Genomic DNA, 17,153 nt, shown 5'->3' with positions numbered 1-17,153 from the left:
AAGAATGGCTAAGGTATTCGCGATAGCGAACCAGAAGGGTGGTGTGGGCAAGACCACCACCTGCATCAACCTCGCAGCATCCCTGGTCGCGACCAAGCGCCGGGTGCTGTTGATCGATCTCGATCCACAGGGCAACGCCACCATGGGTAGCGGTGTGGATAAACACGGCCTGGAAAATTCGGTCTACGACCTGCTGATCGGCGAATGCGATCTGGCTCAGGCCATGCACTATTCCGAGCACGGCGGTTATCAACTGCTGCCGGCCAACCGCGACCTGACGGCCGCTGAAGTGGTGCTGCTGGAAATGCAGATGAAGGAAAGCCGTCTGCGCAGCGCGCTGGCGCCGATCCGTGAAAACTACGATTACATTCTGATCGACTGCCCGCCGTCGCTGTCGATGCTCACGCTGAACGCACTGGTCGCCGCTGACGGGGTGATCATCCCGATGCAGTGCGAGTATTTTGCACTCGAAGGCTTGAGCGACCTTGTGGATAACATCAAGCGCATCGCTGAACTGCTCAATCCGAACCTGAAAGTCGAAGGTCTGCTGCGGACCATGTATGACCCGCGCCTGAGCCTGATGAACGATGTTTCGGCTCAGCTCAAGGAACATTTCGGCGATCAGCTGTACGACACGGTGATCCCGCGCAACATCCGCCTGGCCGAAGCGCCGAGCTACGGCATGCCGGCGCTGGCCTACGACAAGCAATCGCGTGGTGCGCTGGCCTACCTGGCCCTGGCGGGCGAGATGGTTCGTCGTCAGCGCAAAAATTCACGCATCGCCGCCGCTCAGGCAACTTAAGGAATCCCCATGGCCGTCAAGAAACGAGGTCTCGGACGTGGACTGGATGCACTGCTGAGTGGTCCGACCGTCAGCTCGCTGGAAGAACAAGCCGCGCAAGCGGACACCCGTGAGTTGCAGCACCTGCCACTGGACCTGCTCCAGCGCGGCAAGTATCAACCTCGCCGGGATATGGATCCGCAGGCGCTGGAAGAACTGGCGCAGTCGATCAAGGCACAAGGCGTGATGCAACCGATCGTGGTGCGCCCGATCGGTGGCGGCCGCTTTGAGATCATTGCCGGTGAACGCCGCTGGCGCGCGAGCCAGCAAGCCGGGCAGGAAACCATCCCGGCGATGGTTCGCGATGTCCCTGATGAAACCGCGATTGCCATTGCGCTGATCGAGAACATCCAGCGCGAAGACCTCAACCCGATCGAGGAAGCGGTCGCCCTGCAGCGTTTGCAGCAGGAATTCCAACTGACTCAGCAACAGGTCGCCGACGCTGTGGGTAAGTCCCGCGTCACTGTGGCTAACCTGTTGCGGCTTATTGCGCTGCCGGAAGTCATCAAGACCATGCTGTCGCACGGTGACCTGGAAATGGGTCATGCCCGTGCCTTGCTCGGTTTACCGGACAATCAGCAGGTCGAAGGGGCGCGACATGTTGTCGCACGCGGCCTCACCGTGCGCCAAACCGAGGCACTGGTTCGCCAGTGGTTGAGTGGTAAACCGGAGCCTGTGGAAGCTACCAAACCCGACCCGGATATCGCCCGCCTCGAACAGCGTCTGGCCGAGCGCCTAGGCTCTGCGGTGCAGATTCGCCACGGGAAGAAGGGAAAAGGGCAGTTGGTGATCGGTTACAACTCCCTCGATGAGCTTCAAGGTGTGCTCGCGCACATCCGCTGAAACATTTCCTCATGTAGCGCGCAGTCGGAAATCACTACCTGACAGTTGAATAGGGGCAGAACCGCCCCTATACTCTGCGCGCATTTTGTCGGCACAAATTATGCCAAGTTATTGAATTCTGGCAGCCGACCATTGGAGAGCAAACGTGATGGAAACCCGCAAGCCAAACCGCCTGCCGTTCCATCGCCTGGCGGTTTTTCCGGTGTTAATGGCTCAATTCGTGATTTTGCTCATTGCCGCTTTGGCGCTCTGGCAATGGCACGGAGTCGTTGCCGGATACTCGGGACTTTGCGGAGGCCTGATAGCCTTGCTGCCCAATGTATATTTCGCTCACAAGGCATTTCGGTTTTCCGGCGCCCGAGCAGCCCAGTCCATCGTCCGGTCTTTTTATGCCGGCGAGGCAGGCAAACTGATTTTGACAGCAGTGCTTTTTGCTCTGGTGTTTGCAGGTGTGAAGCCATTGGCGCCGATAGCTGTATTCGGCGCGTTCGTGCTGACTCAGTCGGTCAGCTGGTTCGCTCCCCTGCTGATGAGAACAAGACTTTCGAGACCTTAGGGCGTTTGAGGCAACCATGGCAGAAACAACCGCTTCGGGCTATATCCAGCACCACTTGCAGAACCTGACCTTCGGTCAGCTACCTAACGGCGGCTGGGGCTTTGCCCATACCGCAGCAGAAGCCAAAGAAATGGGCTTCTGGGCTTTCCACGTCGATACCCTCGGCTGGTCGGTTGCGTTGGGTCTGATCTTCGTCCTTCTTTTCCGCATGGCGGCAAAAAAGGCAACGTCGGGTCAGCCGGGTGCTTTGCAGAACTTCGTTGAAGTATTGGTCGAATTCGTCGATGGCAGCGTGAAAGACAGCTTCCATGGCCGTAGCCCGGTGATTGCACCGCTGGCACTGACCATCTTCGTCTGGGTGTTCCTGATGAACGCCGTCGACCTGATTCCGGTCGACTGGATTCCTCAGTTGGCCATCCTGATCTCCGGCGACCAGCACATCCCGTTCCGCGCCGTGTCGACTACCGACCCGAACGCGACTCTGGGCATGGCGCTCTCGGTTTTCGCACTGATCATTTTCTATAGCATCAAGGTCAAGGGCATCGGCGGCTTCATCGGCGAACTGACCCTGCACCCTTTCGGCAGCAAGAACATCTTCGTTCAGGCCCTGCTGATCCCGGTGAACTTCCTGCTGGAATTCGTGACCCTGATCGCCAAGCCGATCTCCCTGGCTCTGCGTCTGTTCGGCAACATGTATGCCGGCGAGCTGGTGTTCATTCTGATCGCTGTGATGTTCGGCAGCGGCCTGCTCTGGCTGAGCGGCCTGGGCGTTGTTCTGCAGTGGGCGTGGGCTGTGTTCCACATCCTGATCATCACGCTGCAGGCGTTCATCTTCATGATGCTGACCATCGTCTACCTGTCGATGGCGCACGAAGAAAACCATTAAGACCAGTTTCGACTAGTCTGATGTCCTTCCCGGTCAAACGGGAAGGGGCTCTTCACAGGGCACCTGAAACGATTTGTTTTACCGCTTTAATCTAAAAAACCTAAACCATACGACGTAAAAGTCGGGAGGAAAGATGGAAACTGTAGTTGGTCTAACCGCTATCGCTGTTGCACTGTTGATCGGCCTGGGCGCACTGGGTACCGCAATTGGTTTCGGCCTGCTGGGCGGCAAGTTCCTGGAAGGCGCAGCGCGTCAGCCAGAAATGGTTCCAATGCTGCAAGTTAAAATGTTCATCGTTGCCGGTCTGCTCGACGCCGTAACCATGATCGGTGTTGGTATCGCTCTGTTCTTCACCTTTGCGAACCCGTTCGTTGGTCAGATCGCTGGCTAATTACCCGGATTCTTCCGAGTAATTTGATGTGATGGACAACGTAACTGCGAGGTGTTGGCGTGAACATTAATGCGACCCTGATTGGCCAGTCCGTTGCGTTCCTGATTTTTGTACTGTTCTGCATGAAGTATGTATGGCCTCCGGTCATCGCTGCTCTGCACGAACGTCAAAAGAAGATCGCTGATGGTCTGGACGCTGCCAGCCGTGCAGCTCGCGACCTGGAGTTGGCCCAAGAAAAAGCGGGTCAGCAACTGCGCGAAGCGAAAGCTCAGGCAGCTGAAATCATCGAGCAAGCCAAGAAACGCGGTAACCAGATTGTCGAAGAGGCCGTTGAAAAGGCCCGTGTCGACGCTGACCGTGTGAAGGTTCAGGCTCAAGCCGAGATCGAACAGGAACTGAACAGTGTCAAAGACAAGCTGCGCGCCCAAGTGGGCTTGCTGGCTGTCGGCGGCGCCGAGAAGATCCTGGGTGCCACAATCGATCAAAACGCGCACGCAGAGCTGGTTAACCAACTGGCTGCTGAAATCTAAGCGAGGGCGATCATGGCAGAACTGACCACGTTGGCCCGACCTTACGCTAAGGCGGCCTTCGAGCACGCTCAGGCCCACCAGCAACTGGCCAATTGGTCAGCCATGCTCGGCCTGGCTGCAGCGGTGTCGCAAGACGACACCATGCAGCGCGTGCTCAAGGCCCCGCGACTGACGAGCGCAGAAAAGGCCGCCACGTTTATTGACGTGTGCGGCGACAAGTTTGATGCCAAGGCACAGAACTTCATCAACGTCGTTGCCGAAAACGACCGTCTCCCGCTTCTGCCGGAGATCGCCGCTCTTTTCGACCTGTACAAGGCCGAACAAGAGAAGTCGGTAGACGTTGAAGTGACCAGTGCTTTCGCATTGAACCAAGAACAGCAAGACAAACTCGCCAAGGTTCTCAGTGCACGACTCAACCGGGAAGTGCGCCTGCAAGTTGCGGAGGATGCTGCCCTTATAGGTGGTGTCGTTATCCGCGCCGGCGACCTGGTTATCGATGGCTCGATTCGCGGCAAAATCGCGAAACTTGCCGAAGCATTGAAATCTTGAGTTTGAAGGGGCAGCAGAGCAATGCAGCAACTCAATCCTTCCGAAATAAGTGAAATTATCAAGGGCCGCATCGACAAGCTCGATGTGACCTCCCAAGCCCGTAACGAAGGCACTGTCGTCAGCGTATCTGACGGCATCGTGCGGATTCACGGTCTGGCCGACGTAATGTACGGCGAGATGATCGAGTTTCCGGGCGGCGTCTACGGTATGGCCCTCAACCTGGAGCAAGACTCCGTAGGTGCCGTTGTACTGGGCGCTTACCAGTCTCTGGCTGAAGGCATGAGCGCCAAGTGCACCGGCCGCATCCTCGAAGTTCCGGTTGGTAAGGAACTGCTGGGTCGCGTAGTCGACGCACTGGGTAACCCTGTTGACGGCAAAGGTCCACTGGGCAACACCGAGACCGACGCGGTCGAGAAAGTTGCACCGGGCGTGATCTGGCGTAAGTCGGTAGACCAGCCTGTACAGACTGGCTACAAGGCTGTCGATGCCATGATCCCTGTCGGCCGTGGCCAGCGTGAGCTGATCATCGGTGACCGTCAGATCGGTAAAACCGCTCTGGCGATCGACGCGATCATCAACCAGAAAGACAGCGGCATTTTCTGCGTCTACGTAGCAATCGGTCAGAAGCAATCGACCATCGCCAACGTGGTTCGCAAGCTGGAAGAAAACGGCGCCCTGGCCAACACGATCATCGTGGCTGCCAGTGCTTCGGAATCTCCTGCGCTGCAGTTCCTGGCACCGTACTCCGGTTGCACCATGGGTGAATTCTTCCGCGACCGCGGTGAAGACGCGCTGATCGTTTATGACGATCTGTCCAAGCAAGCAGTGGCTTACCGCCAGATTTCCCTGCTGCTGCGCCGTCCACCAGGCCGTGAAGCTTACCCAGGCGACGTGTTCTATCTCCACTCCCGTCTGCTGGAGCGCGCATCCCGCGTTTCGGAAGAGTACGTAGAGAAGTTCACCAACGGCGCAGTGACCGGCAAAACCGGTTCCCTGACCGCACTGCCGATCATCGAAACCCAGGCTGGCGACGTTTCCGCGTTCGTTCCGACCAACGTGATTTCCATCACCGACGGTCAGATCTTCCTGGAATCGGCCATGTTCAACTCGGGCATCCGCCCTGCAGTGAACGCCGGTGTTTCGGTATCCCGTGTGGGTGGTGCCGCTCAGACCAAGATCATCAAGAAGCTGTCCGGTGGTATCCGTACCGCTCTGGCTCAGTACCGTGAACTGGCGGCATTCGCCCAGTTCGCTTCTGACCTGGACGAAGCGACCCGTAAGCAACTTGAGCATGGTCAGCGCGTTACCGAGCTGATGAAGCAGAAGCAATACGCACCAATGTCGATCGCTGACATGGCGCTGTCGCTGTATGCCGCTGAGCGTGGGTTCCTGACTGACATTGAAATCGCCAAGATCGGCAGCTTCGAACAAGCGCTGATTGCTTTCTTCAACCGCGATCACGCCGATTTGATGGCCAAGATCAACGTTAAAGGTGACTTCAATGACGAAATCGACGCTGGCATGAAAGCCGGTATCGAGAAGTTCAAGGCCACCCAAACCTGGTAAGCCGCAGCGGGAGCCGCGAGGCTCCCGCTTGCTAACCTGATAGGTGTTACATGGCAGGCGCAAAAGAGATTCGCAGTAAGATTGCGAGCATCAAAAGCACGCAAAAGATTACCAGCGCCATGGAAAAAGTGGCGGTCAGCAAAATGCGCAAGGCACAAATGCGCATGGCTGCTAGCCGTCCTTATGCGGAGCGTATCCGCCAGGTAATTGGGCATCTGGCCAACGCCAACCCGGAATACCGCCACCCGTTCATGATCGACCGCGAAATCAAGCGTGTTGGTTATGTCGTCGTGAGCAGTGACCGTGGTTTGTGCGGCGGCTTGAACACCAACCTGTTCAAGGCCCTGGTCAAGGACATGGCGGTAAACCGCGAAAACGGCGTCGAAATTGATCTGTGTGTCGTTGGTAGCAAGGGTGCGGCCTTTTTCCGTAACTTCGGCGGTAACGTCGTTGCAGCTATCAGCCACCTGGGTGAAGAGCCGTCGATCAATGATCTGATCGGCAGCGTCAAGGTGATGCTGGATGCCTACCTGGACGGCCGTATTGATCGCCTGTCCGTGGTGTCCAACAAGTTCATCAACACCATGACGCAACAGCCTACCGTGGAGCAGTTGATTCCACTGGTGGCAACCCCGGATCAGGATCTCAAGCACCACTGGGACTATCTCTACGAACCGGATGCCAAAGAGCTGCTTGACGGCTTGATGGTCCGTTACGTCGAGTCGCAGGTCTACCAGGCGGTGGTCGAGAACAATGCGGCTGAACAAGCTGCGCGGATGATCGCGATGAAGAACGCTACCGACAACGCCGGTGATTTGATCAGCGATTTGCAGCTGATCTACAACAAGGCGCGTCAGGCTGCGATCACCCAAGAGATCTCGGAAATCGTCGGCGGCGCTGCCGCGGTTTAACGGTTCAAATATTCAGAGGATCCAGCTATGAGTAGCGGACGTATCGTTCAAATCATCGGCGCCGTTATCGACGTGGAATTTCCACGCGACAGCGTACCGAGCATCTACAACGCGCTGAAAGTAGTGAGCGCGGCCGAAACCACTCTGGAAGTTCAGCAACAGCTGGGCGACGGCGTGGTTCGCACCATTGCGATGGGTTCCACCGAGGGCTTGAAGCGCGGTCTGGAAGTTACCGATTCTGGCGCAGCCATCTCCGTACCGGTCGGTAAAGCGACCCTGGGCCGGATCATGGACGTCCTGGGTAACCCAATCGACGAAGCGGGTCCAATCGACACCGAAGAGCGTTGGGGCATTCACCGTCCAGCGCCTTCGTTCGCTGAACAGGCAGGCGGCAACGACCTGCTGGAAACCGGCATCAAGGTTATCGACCTGGTTTGCCCGTTTGCCAAAGGCGGTAAAGTCGGTCTGTTCGGTGGTGCCGGTGTAGGCAAAACCGTAAACATGATGGAACTGATCCGTAACATCGCCATCGAGCACAGCGGTTATTCCGTGTTCGCCGGTGTGGGTGAGCGTACTCGTGAGGGTAACGACTTCTACCACGAGATGAAGGACTCCAACGTTCTGGACAAAGTGGCACTGGTTTACGGTCAGATGAACGAGCCGCCGGGTAACCGTCTGCGCGTAGCACTGACCGGCCTGACCATGGCCGAGAAGTTCCGTGACGAAGGTAACGACGTTCTGCTGTTCGTCGACAACATCTATCGTTACACCCTGGCCGGTACTGAAGTATCCGCACTGCTGGGTCGTATGCCTTCGGCAGTAGGTTACCAGCCGACCCTGGCTGAAGAGATGGGCGTTCTGCAAGAACGTATCACTTCGACCAAGGAAGGTTCGATCACCTCGATCCAAGCGGTATACGTACCTGCGGACGACTTGACCGACCCGTCGCCAGCGACCACCTTCGCCCACTTGGACGCCACCGTCGTTCTGTCCCGTGACATCGCTTCCCTGGGTATCTACCCAGCGGTAGATCCACTGGATTCGACTTCGCGCCAGCTGGATCCGAACGTAATCGGCCAGGACCACTACGACACCGCTCGCGGCGTTCAGTACGTTCTGCAACGTTACAAAGAGCTGAAAGACATCATCGCGATCCTGGGTATGGACGAGCTGTCGGAAGCCGACAAACAGTTGGTTAACCGTGCTCGTAAGATCCAGCGCTTCTTGTCGCAGCCGTTCTTCGTGGCTGAAGTCTTCACCGGTGCTTCGGGTAAATACGTTTCCCTGAAAGACACCATTGCTGGCTTCAAAGGCATCCTCAACGGTGACTACGACCACCTGCCAGAACAAGCGTTCTACATGGTTGGCGGCATCGAAGAAGCGATCGAGAAAGCCAAGAAACTGTAATCCCGGCGCCCGGCAACGGGCGCTAATTTAGGTTGAGGCAATCAGATGGCTATGACAGTCCATTGCGATATCGTCAGCGCGGAAGGGGAAATCTTTTCCGGCCTGGTCGAGATGGTGATTGCGCACGGTGCACTGGGTGATCTTGGTATCGCTCTGGGTCACGCGCCGCTGATCACTAATCTGAAGCCAGGTCCGATCCGCCTGATCAAGCAAGGCGGGGAAGCCGAGGTGTTCTACATCTCCGGTGGTTTCCTCGAGGTTCAGCCGAACATGGTCAAGGTACTTGCCGATACCGTGCAACGTGCTGCCGACCTGGATGAAGCTCAGGCTCAAGCAGCTCTCAAGGCTGCCGAGAATGCCCTGAACGAAAAAGGCGCGGACTTCGATTACGGCGCCGCTGCCACACGTCTGGCCGAGGCTGCAGCTCAGCTGCGCACCGTCCAGCAGATCCGCAAGAAGTTTGGCGGTTAATCCGTCAGCCACTTGTTGTGTGATTGATAAAAAAGGGTAGCCTCGGCTACCCTTTTTTCTTTTCCGATTTTTACAACCCCGGTCGCAGTTGCTGACCACCCAGGATTGGTAGCCAGTCATGTCTCTCGAAATCGTTATCCTCGCGGCCGGTCAAGGCACTCGTATGCGTTCGGCACTGCCGAAGGTGTTGCACCCGATTGCCGGCAATTCCATGTTGGGCCATGTTATCCACAGCGCCCGACAACTCGATCCACAACGCATTCACGTAGTTATTGGCCACGGTGCCGATGTGGTGCGTGAGCGTCTGGCCGCAGACGATCTGAATTTTGTGCTGCAGGACAAGCAGTTGGGCACCGGCCACGCCACAGCCCAGGCTGTGCCGTTCATTACGGCCGACACCGTGCTGATTCTTTACGGTGATGTGCCGCTGATCGAAGTCGAAACCCTGCAGCGTCTGCTCAAGCATGTTGTGCCTGGCCAGATGGGTTTGTTGACCGTAGAGCTGGATGACCCGACCGGCTATGGCCGTATCGTCCGCGACGCCGAGGGCAAGGTCGCCGCCATCGTCGAGCATAAAGATGCCAGCGAAGCGCAGCGTGCGATCACTGAAGGCAACACCGGCATTCTCGCGGTACCGGCCAATTGTCTGGCCGACTGGATGAGTCGTCTGTCGAATAACAACGCTCAGGGCGAGTACTACCTGACCGACGTGATCGAAATGGCGGTCAGCGATGGTCTGGTAGTGGCCACCGAACAGCCACATGACCCGATGGAAGTGCAGGGTGCCAACGATCGCAAGCAACTCTCCGAGCTAGAGCGTCATTACCAATTGCGCGCCGGTCGTCGTCTGATGGCCCAAGGCGTAACACTGCGTGACCCGGCGCGTTTCGACGTGCGTGGCGAAGTCACCGTCGGTCGTGATGTGCTGATCGACATCAACGTGATTCTCGAAGGCAACGTGGTCATTGAAGACGACGTGATCATTGGTCCGAACTGCGTGATCAAAGACAGCACCCTACGCAAAGGTGTGGTCATCAAAGCCAACTCTCACATTGAAGGCGCAATACTCGGCGAAGGCAGTGATGCCGGTCCGTTTGCTCGCCTGCGCCCGGGTACTGTGCTTGAAGCGCGTGCCCATGTGGGTAACTTTGTTGAACTGAAGAACGCCCACATGGGCGAAGGCGCCAAGGCCGGACATCTGACTTACCTGGGCGACGCCGAAATCGGTGCGCGCACCAACATCGGCGCGGGAACCATCACCTGCAACTACGATGGCGCCAACAAGTGGAAGACCGTGATAGGCGAAGATGTGTTCATTGGTTCCAACAACTCGTTGGTTGCCCCTGTGGATATCTCCAACGCCGCAACTACCGCGGCCGGTTCGACCATCACACAGAATGTAGATAACGCGCAGTTGGCCGTTGGGCGTGCGCGGCAGAAGAACATCGATGGCTGGAAGCGTCCGGTGAAAATCAAAAAGGACTGAGCTATCCACAGCCTGACTTAGCCACGCAAACCCAATGTGGGAGCGGGCTTGCTCGCGAAGGCGTCGTGTCATTCAACATCAATGTTGAATGATCGACCGCTTTCGCGAGCAAGCCCGCTCCCACATTTTTGTTTGTGTCGTTCTCAAAAAACTCTGCATCGTGCTTGACGATTTATGGGCAATAGGTTTTGATTGCTTCCGTTATCTTTCGAATCGAAACTTAAAGCCCGCCATGTCGAAACGCAATACGCCGCAGCGCCGCCACAACATCCTCGCTTTGCTCAATGAGCAGGGCGAAGTCAGTGTGGATGAACTGGCCAAGCGCTTCGAAACCTCGGAAGTTACGATTCGCAAGGATCTTGCCGCATTGGAAAGCCACGGTCTGTTGCTACGCCGTTACGGTGGAGCGATCACCATGCCTCAGGAACTGGTCGCGGAAACCGCCCAGAGCATTTCCAAATACAAACAGGCGATCGCTCGCGCTGCGGTGAAACGCATCCGCGAGCACGCGCGCATTATCATCGACAGTGGCAGCACCACCGCCGCGATGATTCCAGAGCTTGGCCAACAGCCGGGCTTGGTGGTGATGACCAACTCTCTGCACGTCGCTAATGCCTTGAGCGAGCTCGAACATGAACCGGTGCTGTTAATGACCGGCGGCACCTGGGATCCGCATTCGGAATCCTTCCAGGGCCAGGTGGCCGAGCAGGTACTACGCTCCTACGACTTCGATCAGTTGTTTATTGGCGCCGATGGCATCGATCTGATGCGCGGTACCACCACGTTCAACGAATTGCTGGGCTTGAGCCGAGTGATGGCTGAAGTGGCGCGGGAAGTGATCGTGATGGTCGAGGCCGACAAGATCGGCCGCAAGATTCCCAATCTGGAGCTGCCATGGAGCAGCGTCCATACCCTAATTACCGATGATCGCCTGCCCTTAGATGCCCGCGATCAGATTCAGGCCCGCGGTATCACCTTGATTTGCGCGGCTATCAGTCAGGAGAAATAAGCATGTGTGGAATTGTCGGCGCAGTGGCTGAACGTAATATCACCGCCATTCTGGTAGAAGGCCTCAAGCGCCTTGAATACCGCGGCTATGACAGCGCCGGTGTGGCCGTGTACACCCACGACGAAACCCTTGAGCGCATGCGACGCCCGGGCAAAGTCAGCGAGCTGGAAGTCGCACTGGCCGAACACCCGCTGGTTGGCCGTCTGGGGATTGCCCACACTCGTTGGGCAACCCACGGCGCGCCTTGCGAGCGTAACGCTCACCCGCATTTCTCCGGCGACATTGCGGTGGTGCACAACGGCATCATCGAAAACCATGAAGCCCTGCGTGAGCAACTGAAAGCACTGGGCTACGTATTCACTTCGGACACCGATACTGAAGTCATCGCCCACCTGCTCAGCGAAAAGCTCAAGGTTCAGCCTGATCTCACCGCAGCCCTCAAAGCCACCGTCAAGGAACTCCACGGTGCATACGGTCTGGCAGTGATCAATGCCAAGCAACCGGATCGTCTTGTTGCCGCCCGCAGTGGTAGCCCGCTGGTGATCGGTCTGGGTCTGGGTGAGAACTTCCTCGCTTCCGATCAACTGGCCCTGCGGCAGGTCACTGACCGCTTCATGTACCTGGAAGAAGGCGATATCGCCGAAATTCGCCGCGATAACGTGCAGATCTGGGACGTTAATGGCGCTGCGGTCGAGCGCCAGACCGTGCAGTACAACGACGGTGCCGAAGCCGCCGATAAAGGCGAATTCCGCCACTACATGCTCAAGGAAATCCACGAGCAACCGGCGGTGGTCCAGCGCACTCTGGAAGGTCGTCTGAGCAACAATCAAGTATTGGTACAGGCATTCGGCCCCCAAGCGGCCGAGTTGTTCGCCAAAGTACGCAACGTGCAGATCGTTGCCTGTGGCACCAGTTATCACGCGGGCATGGTTGCGCGTTACTGGCTCGAAGAACTGGCCGGGATCCCTTGCCAGGTCGAAGTCGCCAGCGAATTCCGCTACCGCAAAGTGGTGGTGCAGCCGGACACCCTGTTCGTCACCATCTCCCAGTCCGGCGAAACCGCCGACACCCTGGCCGCACTGCGCAACGCTAAAGAGCTGGGCTTTCTCGCCAGCCTGGCGATCTGCAACGTCGGCATCAGTTCGCTGGTGCGCGAATCCGATCTGACCCTGCTGACCCAGGCCGGTCGCGAAATCGGCGTGGCATCGACCAAGGCATTCACCACGCAACTGGTCGGTCTATTGCTGCTCACTCTGTCGCTGGGCCAAGTGCGTGGCACTCTGGCGAAAGGCGTTGAAGCCACGCTGGTGGAAGAACTGCGCCGCCTGCCGAGTCGCTTGGGCGAAGCGCTGGCGATGGACAGCACCGTCGAGAAAGTTGCCGAGCTGTTTGCCGAGAAGAACCACACCTTGTTCCTCGGCCGCGGCGCGCAATTCCCGGTGGCGATGGAAGGTGCCTTGAAACTCAAGGAAATCTCCTATATCCACGCCGAAGCCTACCCGGCCGGCGAGTTGAAACACGGCCCGCTGGCGCTTGTGGATAACGACATGCCGGTGGTCACCGTGGCGCCGAACAACGAACTGCTGGAGAAGCTCAAATCCAACCTGCAGGAAGTCCGTGCCCGCGGCGGCGAACTGATCGTGTTCGCCGATGAGAAAGCCGGAATGACCAACGGCGAAGGCACCCACGTCGTGCAGATGCCGCATATCCACGACATCCTCTCGCCGATCCTCTACACCATTCCGCTGCAACTGCTGTCGTACTACGTTGCTGTGCTCAAGGGTACGGACGTTGATCAGCCGCGTAACCTGGCGAAGTCGGTGACGGTGGAATAAGTTATCCACAGCTGAGTTCGCCCTAAAAAATCGCAGCTTCGGCTGCGATTTTTGTATCTGATTCGAGGGTAACCATGGATCGCTTCCAGGAAATGCAGGTCTTCGCCGCCGTCGCCCAGGACCAGGGCTTCTCCGCAGCCGCGCGGCGTCTGGGCCTGTCCGCTGCCAGCGTCACCCGCGCCGTTGCCGCACTGGAGCAGCGGATCGGTACGCAATTGCTGATTCGCACCACGCGCAGTGTGCATCTGAGTGAAGCGGGGCAGCGTTATCTGGAGGACTGTCGCCGGATTCTCGCCGAGGTGCAGGAAGCCGAGGATTCTGCCGCAGGCAGCCACGCCCAGCCCCGTGGGCAATTGACGGTGACGGCGCCGGTGTTGTTTGGCGAGTTGTTCGTTACGCCAGTCATGGCCGGTTATCTCGCACAGTATCCGGACGTGTCGATCAACGCCGTGTTGGTGGATCGGATCGTCAGCATGGTCGAGGAAGGCATCGATGTCGCAGTGCGCATCGGCGAGCTGGCGGACAGTAATCAGCATGCGATCCGCGTCGGTGAGGTTCGGCGAGTGGTTTGCGGTTCGCCGCAATACTTGGCCGAGCATGGCCGGCCCAGCCATCCTAAGGCGTTGGCTGGTTTGCCCGTAGTGGCGACTGCCGCCACCGGCCAGATGCGCAACTGGCCGTTTCTGGAACAGGGCGAACCACTGATCGTGCGCCCGGAGCCGCGTTTGGTGGTCACCGCCAATCAAGCCGCGATCACGGCCGCATGTTTGGGCCTGGGGCTGACGCGGGTGCTTTCCTATCAAGTGGCGAACAAGGTCGCGGCCGGCGAACTGGAAATCATCCTCGCCGATTTCGAGCTGCCACCGCTGCCGATTCATGTGGTGTATCAGGGCGGGCGCAAGGCGCCGGCGCGGGTACGCAGTTTTGTTGATTTCACGGTGAACGCTCTGCGTGAGCATCCGGCGCTGAAAAACGCAGCGTTATTGCACGAGAAGAAATAATCGATTGCGAATGCTGGTGATTCGGTTGCTTCAAGGATAGGTAGAAGATGGCCTCCATCAGCGCTGCCCCCCCCTTGGGCGGCGCGATCATCCAGCGGAGTCGACCATGCAACCGATCAAACTCTACAACTTCCCGCGTTCCGGCCATGCCCACCGGGTTGAGCTGATGCTGTCGCTGTTGCAACTGCCGACCGAGCTGATCCTGGTTGATCTGGCCAAAGGCGAACACAAGCAACCGGCCTATCTGGCCATCAACAGTTTCGGTCAGGTGCCGGCCATTGATGACAATGGCGTGGTGCTGGCTGACTCCAATGCGATTCTGGTGTATCTGGCGCAGAAGTACGGCGAGGGCCGTTGGTTGCCGAGCGATCCGGTCGGTGCCGCGCGGGTGCAGCGCTGGTTGTCGGCAGCGGCCGGGCCGATTGCCTTTGGCCCGGCGGCGGCGCGATTGATCACGGTGTTCGGCGCGAAACTCAATGCTGAAGAAGTGATTGCCCGTGCGCACAACCTGCTCAAGGTGATGGAAGTCGAGCTGGGCAACACGCCGTATCTGGCGGGCAGCGAGCCGACCATCGCCGACGTGTCGGCCTACAGCTACATCGCCCACGCACCGGAAGGCAACGTGTCGCTGGATGACTACCGCAACGTGCGCGCCTGGCTGGCTCGGGTTGAAGCACTGCCCGGTTTTGTCGGCATGCCGCGCACCGTCGCCGGTCTGCAAACTTCAGTCTGATGCTCGCAATCCACACTGCGCCGTAGGGGCAGAGGAGAGGTCGTGATGGAACGTTCACCGTGGCACGCTGGCGAGCAACAGTTGCAGGCGCACGTGGGTGTGGCCGAACGCATGGAGGCCTTCGGGCGTAAGGTGATTCGCACCTGGATGCCAGACCAGCACCGTGAGTTCTATCAGCAACTTCCCTTCATGTTGTACGGCGCGGTGGATCCTGACGGCCACCCGTGGGCCAGTGTGCTCGAAGGCGCGCCGGGGTTTGCCCATTCGCCTGATCCCGAGCATCTGCACTTCGCCAGTCAGGTCGCAGCGGACGACCCGGCGCAACTGCGCAATGGCGAGCCGATCGGTTTGCTCGGCATCGAGTTGCACACACGCCGGCGCAATCGGCTTAACGGCCATGTCGGCAATCTCAGCGCTCAGGGCTTCGACGTGAGTGTGGATCAGGCCTTCGGCAACTGCCCGCAATACATCCAACTGCGCCAGTTTCAAAGAGTGCCGCTGACGGATCCGCAGACGCGCCCGGCTGAACATCTGAATGCGCTCGACGAGGCGGCCACCGCACTGATAACTGGGGCCGATACTTTCTTCGTCGCCAGCTATGTCGATACCGACGGCGAGCGTGCGGTGGATGTTTCCCATCGCGGTGGTCAGGCCGGTTTCGTACGGGTGGAAGGCAATCGTCTGACCATCCCCGATTTCGCCGGCAATCTGCATTTCAACACCCTCGGCAATCTGCTGCTCAACCCCAAGGCCGGATTGCTGTTCATCGACTTTTCCACAGGCGATGTGCTGCAACTCAGCGGGCGCACCGAGATCCTTCTCGACGACCCACAGATCGAAGCGTTTCAAGGGGCTGAGCGCTTGTGGACTTTCGAGGTGGAGCAACTGGTGCGGCGCCCGGCAGCGTTGGCGTTGCGCTGGCGCTTCGACGGCATGTCGCCGACCAGTCTGTTGACCGGCAACTGGGCCGAGGCGAGCGCACGCTTGCAGGCGCAGGCACTGGGCAACCAATGGCGGCCGCTGCGGGTGGCGAAGATTGAGGAAGAGAGCCGCAGCATCCGTTCCATCTATCTCGAGCCCGCCGATGGCGCCGGTTTGCCGGTGTTTCTCGCCGGTCAGCATTTACCGCTGCGCTTCACGATCGATGGCGAGGTGCATATCCGCACTTACAGCCTGTCGAGCGCGCCATCGGATGGTTTCTACCGGATCAGCGTCAAGCGTGAAGGCTTGATTTCATCGCATCTGCATGAGCAGATTTGCGTTGGCGACGTGCTGGAAGCGCGGGCGCCGCAAGGGCATTTCACCGTGGCGCCGTTGGAACACCGCCCGCTGGTGCTATTGGCCGCTGGCGTGGGAATTACGCCGTTGCTATCGATGCTGCGCGAGGTGGTGTACCAAGGCTTACGCACGCGAGGGATTCGTCCGACGCTATTGCTGCAGAGTTCGCGCAGTCTGGCGGATCAGCCGTTTCGCAAGGAGCTGGACCGGTTGCTCGAAACGTCAGGCGATTCCGTACGCGTCCTGCGTTTGCTCAGCCAGCCGGAAGCCGATCTGCAAGAGGGCGAGGATTTTGATCTGCCGGGCCGAATTGACGGCGCAGTGCTGAGAAACCTGCTGGATGCCGAGGATTTCGACCAGCTCGATTTCGTCCTTTGCGGTCCCGGTGGTTTTACTCAAGGCCTGTACGACACCCTGCGCGAACTGGATGTGCGCGATGCGCAGATTCATGCAGAAACCTTTGGCCCTTCGACACTGAAACGTCAGGCCGACCCGGACGCCATCGTCATCGAACAACCGCCCGCCGCCACGACGTCGGTGCCGGTGGTGTTCGAACGCTCGGCGAAAGAGGCGCGCTGGCAGCCGGATGGTGGCAGTTTGCTGGAGCTGGCGGAAAGCCGTGGATTACGTCCGGAGTTCAGTTGCCGGGGAGGGTCGTGCGGCACCTGCAAGACCCGACTGGTCAGCGGTGCGGTGAATTATCCACAGGTGCCGGCGGATATCCCGGAAGCCGGGCATGTGCTGATTTGTTGCGCGGTGCCGGCGCAGAGCAGCCAGCCACTGGTCTTGGATCTGTAACCGAAAACAAACTTGTGGGAGCGAGCAAGCTCGCTCCCACAGGGGAAAGGAGTTGAATACGG

At 58.5% G+C, this 17,153-nt stretch carries 17 protein-coding genes; all 17 read left to right on the top strand.

Features of this window, described 5'->3' with window-relative positions; translation table 11 throughout:
* Positions 1-4: 4 nt before the first annotated feature.
* The 17 genes from CKW18_RS10440 to CKW18_RS10360 all read left to right on the top strand — a co-directional run bounded on the left by CKW18_RS10440 (position 5) and on the right by CKW18_RS10360 (position 17,091).
* The gene (locus CKW18_RS10440; protein WP_008084406.1) at positions 5-802 is read left to right on the top strand and encodes a ParA family protein; all 798 of its coding nucleotides are present in this window, start codon (positions 5-7) and stop codon (positions 800-802) included.
* Positions 803-811: 9 nt separating this feature from the next.
* Positions 812-1,684, top strand: coding sequence for a ParB/RepB/Spo0J family partition protein (locus CKW18_RS10435; RefSeq protein WP_095188718.1), 873 nt, complete (start codon positions 812-814; stop codon positions 1,682-1,684).
* A gap of 148 nt (positions 1,685-1,832) precedes the next feature.
* Entirely contained in the window at positions 1,833-2,240 is a 408-nt protein-coding gene (locus CKW18_RS10430; protein WP_003229783.1) for a F0F1 ATP synthase subunit I, read from the top strand.
* A 16-nt stretch (positions 2,241-2,256) separates the two neighbouring features.
* Entirely contained in the window at positions 2,257-3,126 is an 870-nt protein-coding gene (gene atpB, locus CKW18_RS10425; protein WP_095188717.1) for a F0F1 ATP synthase subunit A, read from the top strand.
* A gap of 133 nt (positions 3,127-3,259) precedes the next feature.
* Positions 3,260-3,517, top strand: coding sequence for a F0F1 ATP synthase subunit C (gene atpE / locus CKW18_RS10420; protein WP_003097235.1), 258 nt, complete (start codon positions 3,260-3,262; stop codon positions 3,515-3,517).
* 59 nt (positions 3,518-3,576) lie between these two features.
* Positions 3,577-4,047 carry a F0F1 ATP synthase subunit B gene (locus tag CKW18_RS10415; protein WP_003229781.1) on the top strand — a complete coding sequence of 157 codons (471 nt, stop codon included), beginning with the start codon at positions 3,577-3,579 and terminating at the stop codon, positions 4,045-4,047.
* A gap of 12 nt (positions 4,048-4,059) precedes the next feature.
* A complete protein-coding gene (locus tag CKW18_RS10410) occupies positions 4,060-4,596 on the top strand; it encodes a F0F1 ATP synthase subunit delta (protein ID WP_007911956.1) in 537 nt (178 codons plus the stop codon).
* Positions 4,597-4,617: 21 nt separating this feature from the next.
* Entirely contained in the window at positions 4,618-6,162 is a 1,545-nt protein-coding gene (atpA, locus tag CKW18_RS10405) for a F0F1 ATP synthase subunit alpha (RefSeq protein WP_016984064.1), read from the top strand.
* A 50-nt stretch (positions 6,163-6,212) separates the two neighbouring features.
* Positions 6,213-7,073, top strand: coding sequence for a F0F1 ATP synthase subunit gamma (atpG, locus tag CKW18_RS10400; protein WP_007911960.1), 861 nt, complete (start codon positions 6,213-6,215; stop codon positions 7,071-7,073).
* Between the two features lie 27 nt (positions 7,074-7,100).
* A complete protein-coding gene (gene atpD / locus CKW18_RS10395; RefSeq protein ID WP_007911961.1) occupies positions 7,101-8,480 on the top strand; it encodes a F0F1 ATP synthase subunit beta in 1,380 nt (459 codons plus the stop codon).
* A gap of 45 nt (positions 8,481-8,525) precedes the next feature.
* Complete coding sequence (locus tag CKW18_RS10390; RefSeq protein ID WP_016772407.1) at positions 8,526-8,951, top strand: F0F1 ATP synthase subunit epsilon; 426 nt, start codon at positions 8,526-8,528, stop codon at positions 8,949-8,951.
* Positions 8,952-9,069: 118 nt separating this feature from the next.
* Positions 9,070-10,437, top strand: coding sequence for a bifunctional UDP-N-acetylglucosamine diphosphorylase/glucosamine-1-phosphate N-acetyltransferase GlmU (gene glmU, locus CKW18_RS10385; protein WP_095188716.1), 1,368 nt, complete (start codon positions 9,070-9,072; stop codon positions 10,435-10,437).
* Between the two features lie 232 nt (positions 10,438-10,669).
* Positions 10,670-11,446, top strand: coding sequence for a DeoR/GlpR family DNA-binding transcription regulator (locus CKW18_RS10380; protein WP_095188715.1), 777 nt, complete (start codon positions 10,670-10,672; stop codon positions 11,444-11,446).
* Positions 11,447-11,448: 2 nt separating this feature from the next.
* Positions 11,449-13,281 (top strand): glutamine--fructose-6-phosphate transaminase (isomerizing), encoded by a 1,833-nt coding sequence (gene glmS, locus CKW18_RS10375; RefSeq protein ID WP_095188714.1) that lies wholly within the window; start codon positions 11,449-11,451, stop codon positions 13,279-13,281.
* A gap of 74 nt (positions 13,282-13,355) precedes the next feature.
* Positions 13,356-14,282, top strand: coding sequence for a LysR family transcriptional regulator (locus CKW18_RS10370; RefSeq protein WP_095188713.1), 927 nt, complete (start codon positions 13,356-13,358; stop codon positions 14,280-14,282).
* A 106-nt stretch (positions 14,283-14,388) separates the two neighbouring features.
* On the top strand, positions 14,389-15,015 hold the full coding sequence (locus tag CKW18_RS10365; RefSeq protein WP_095188712.1) for a glutathione S-transferase family protein: 627 nt from the start codon (positions 14,389-14,391) through the stop codon (positions 15,013-15,015).
* 45 nt (positions 15,016-15,060) lie between these two features.
* The gene (locus CKW18_RS10360) at positions 15,061-17,091 is read left to right on the top strand and encodes a pyridoxamine 5'-phosphate oxidase family protein (RefSeq protein WP_095188711.1); all 2,031 of its coding nucleotides are present in this window, start codon (positions 15,061-15,063) and stop codon (positions 17,089-17,091) included.
* The last annotated feature ends 62 nt before the right edge of the window (positions 17,092-17,153 follow it).

The sequence above is a fragment of the Pseudomonas sp. Irchel 3E19 genome (assembly GCF_900187585.1).
Lineage (GTDB): Bacteria > Pseudomonadota > Gammaproteobacteria > Pseudomonadales > Pseudomonadaceae > Aquipseudomonas > Aquipseudomonas baetica.
The sequence above is the reverse complement of the archived record's forward strand: the minus strand, read 5'-3'. Positions and strand labels throughout refer to the sequence as shown.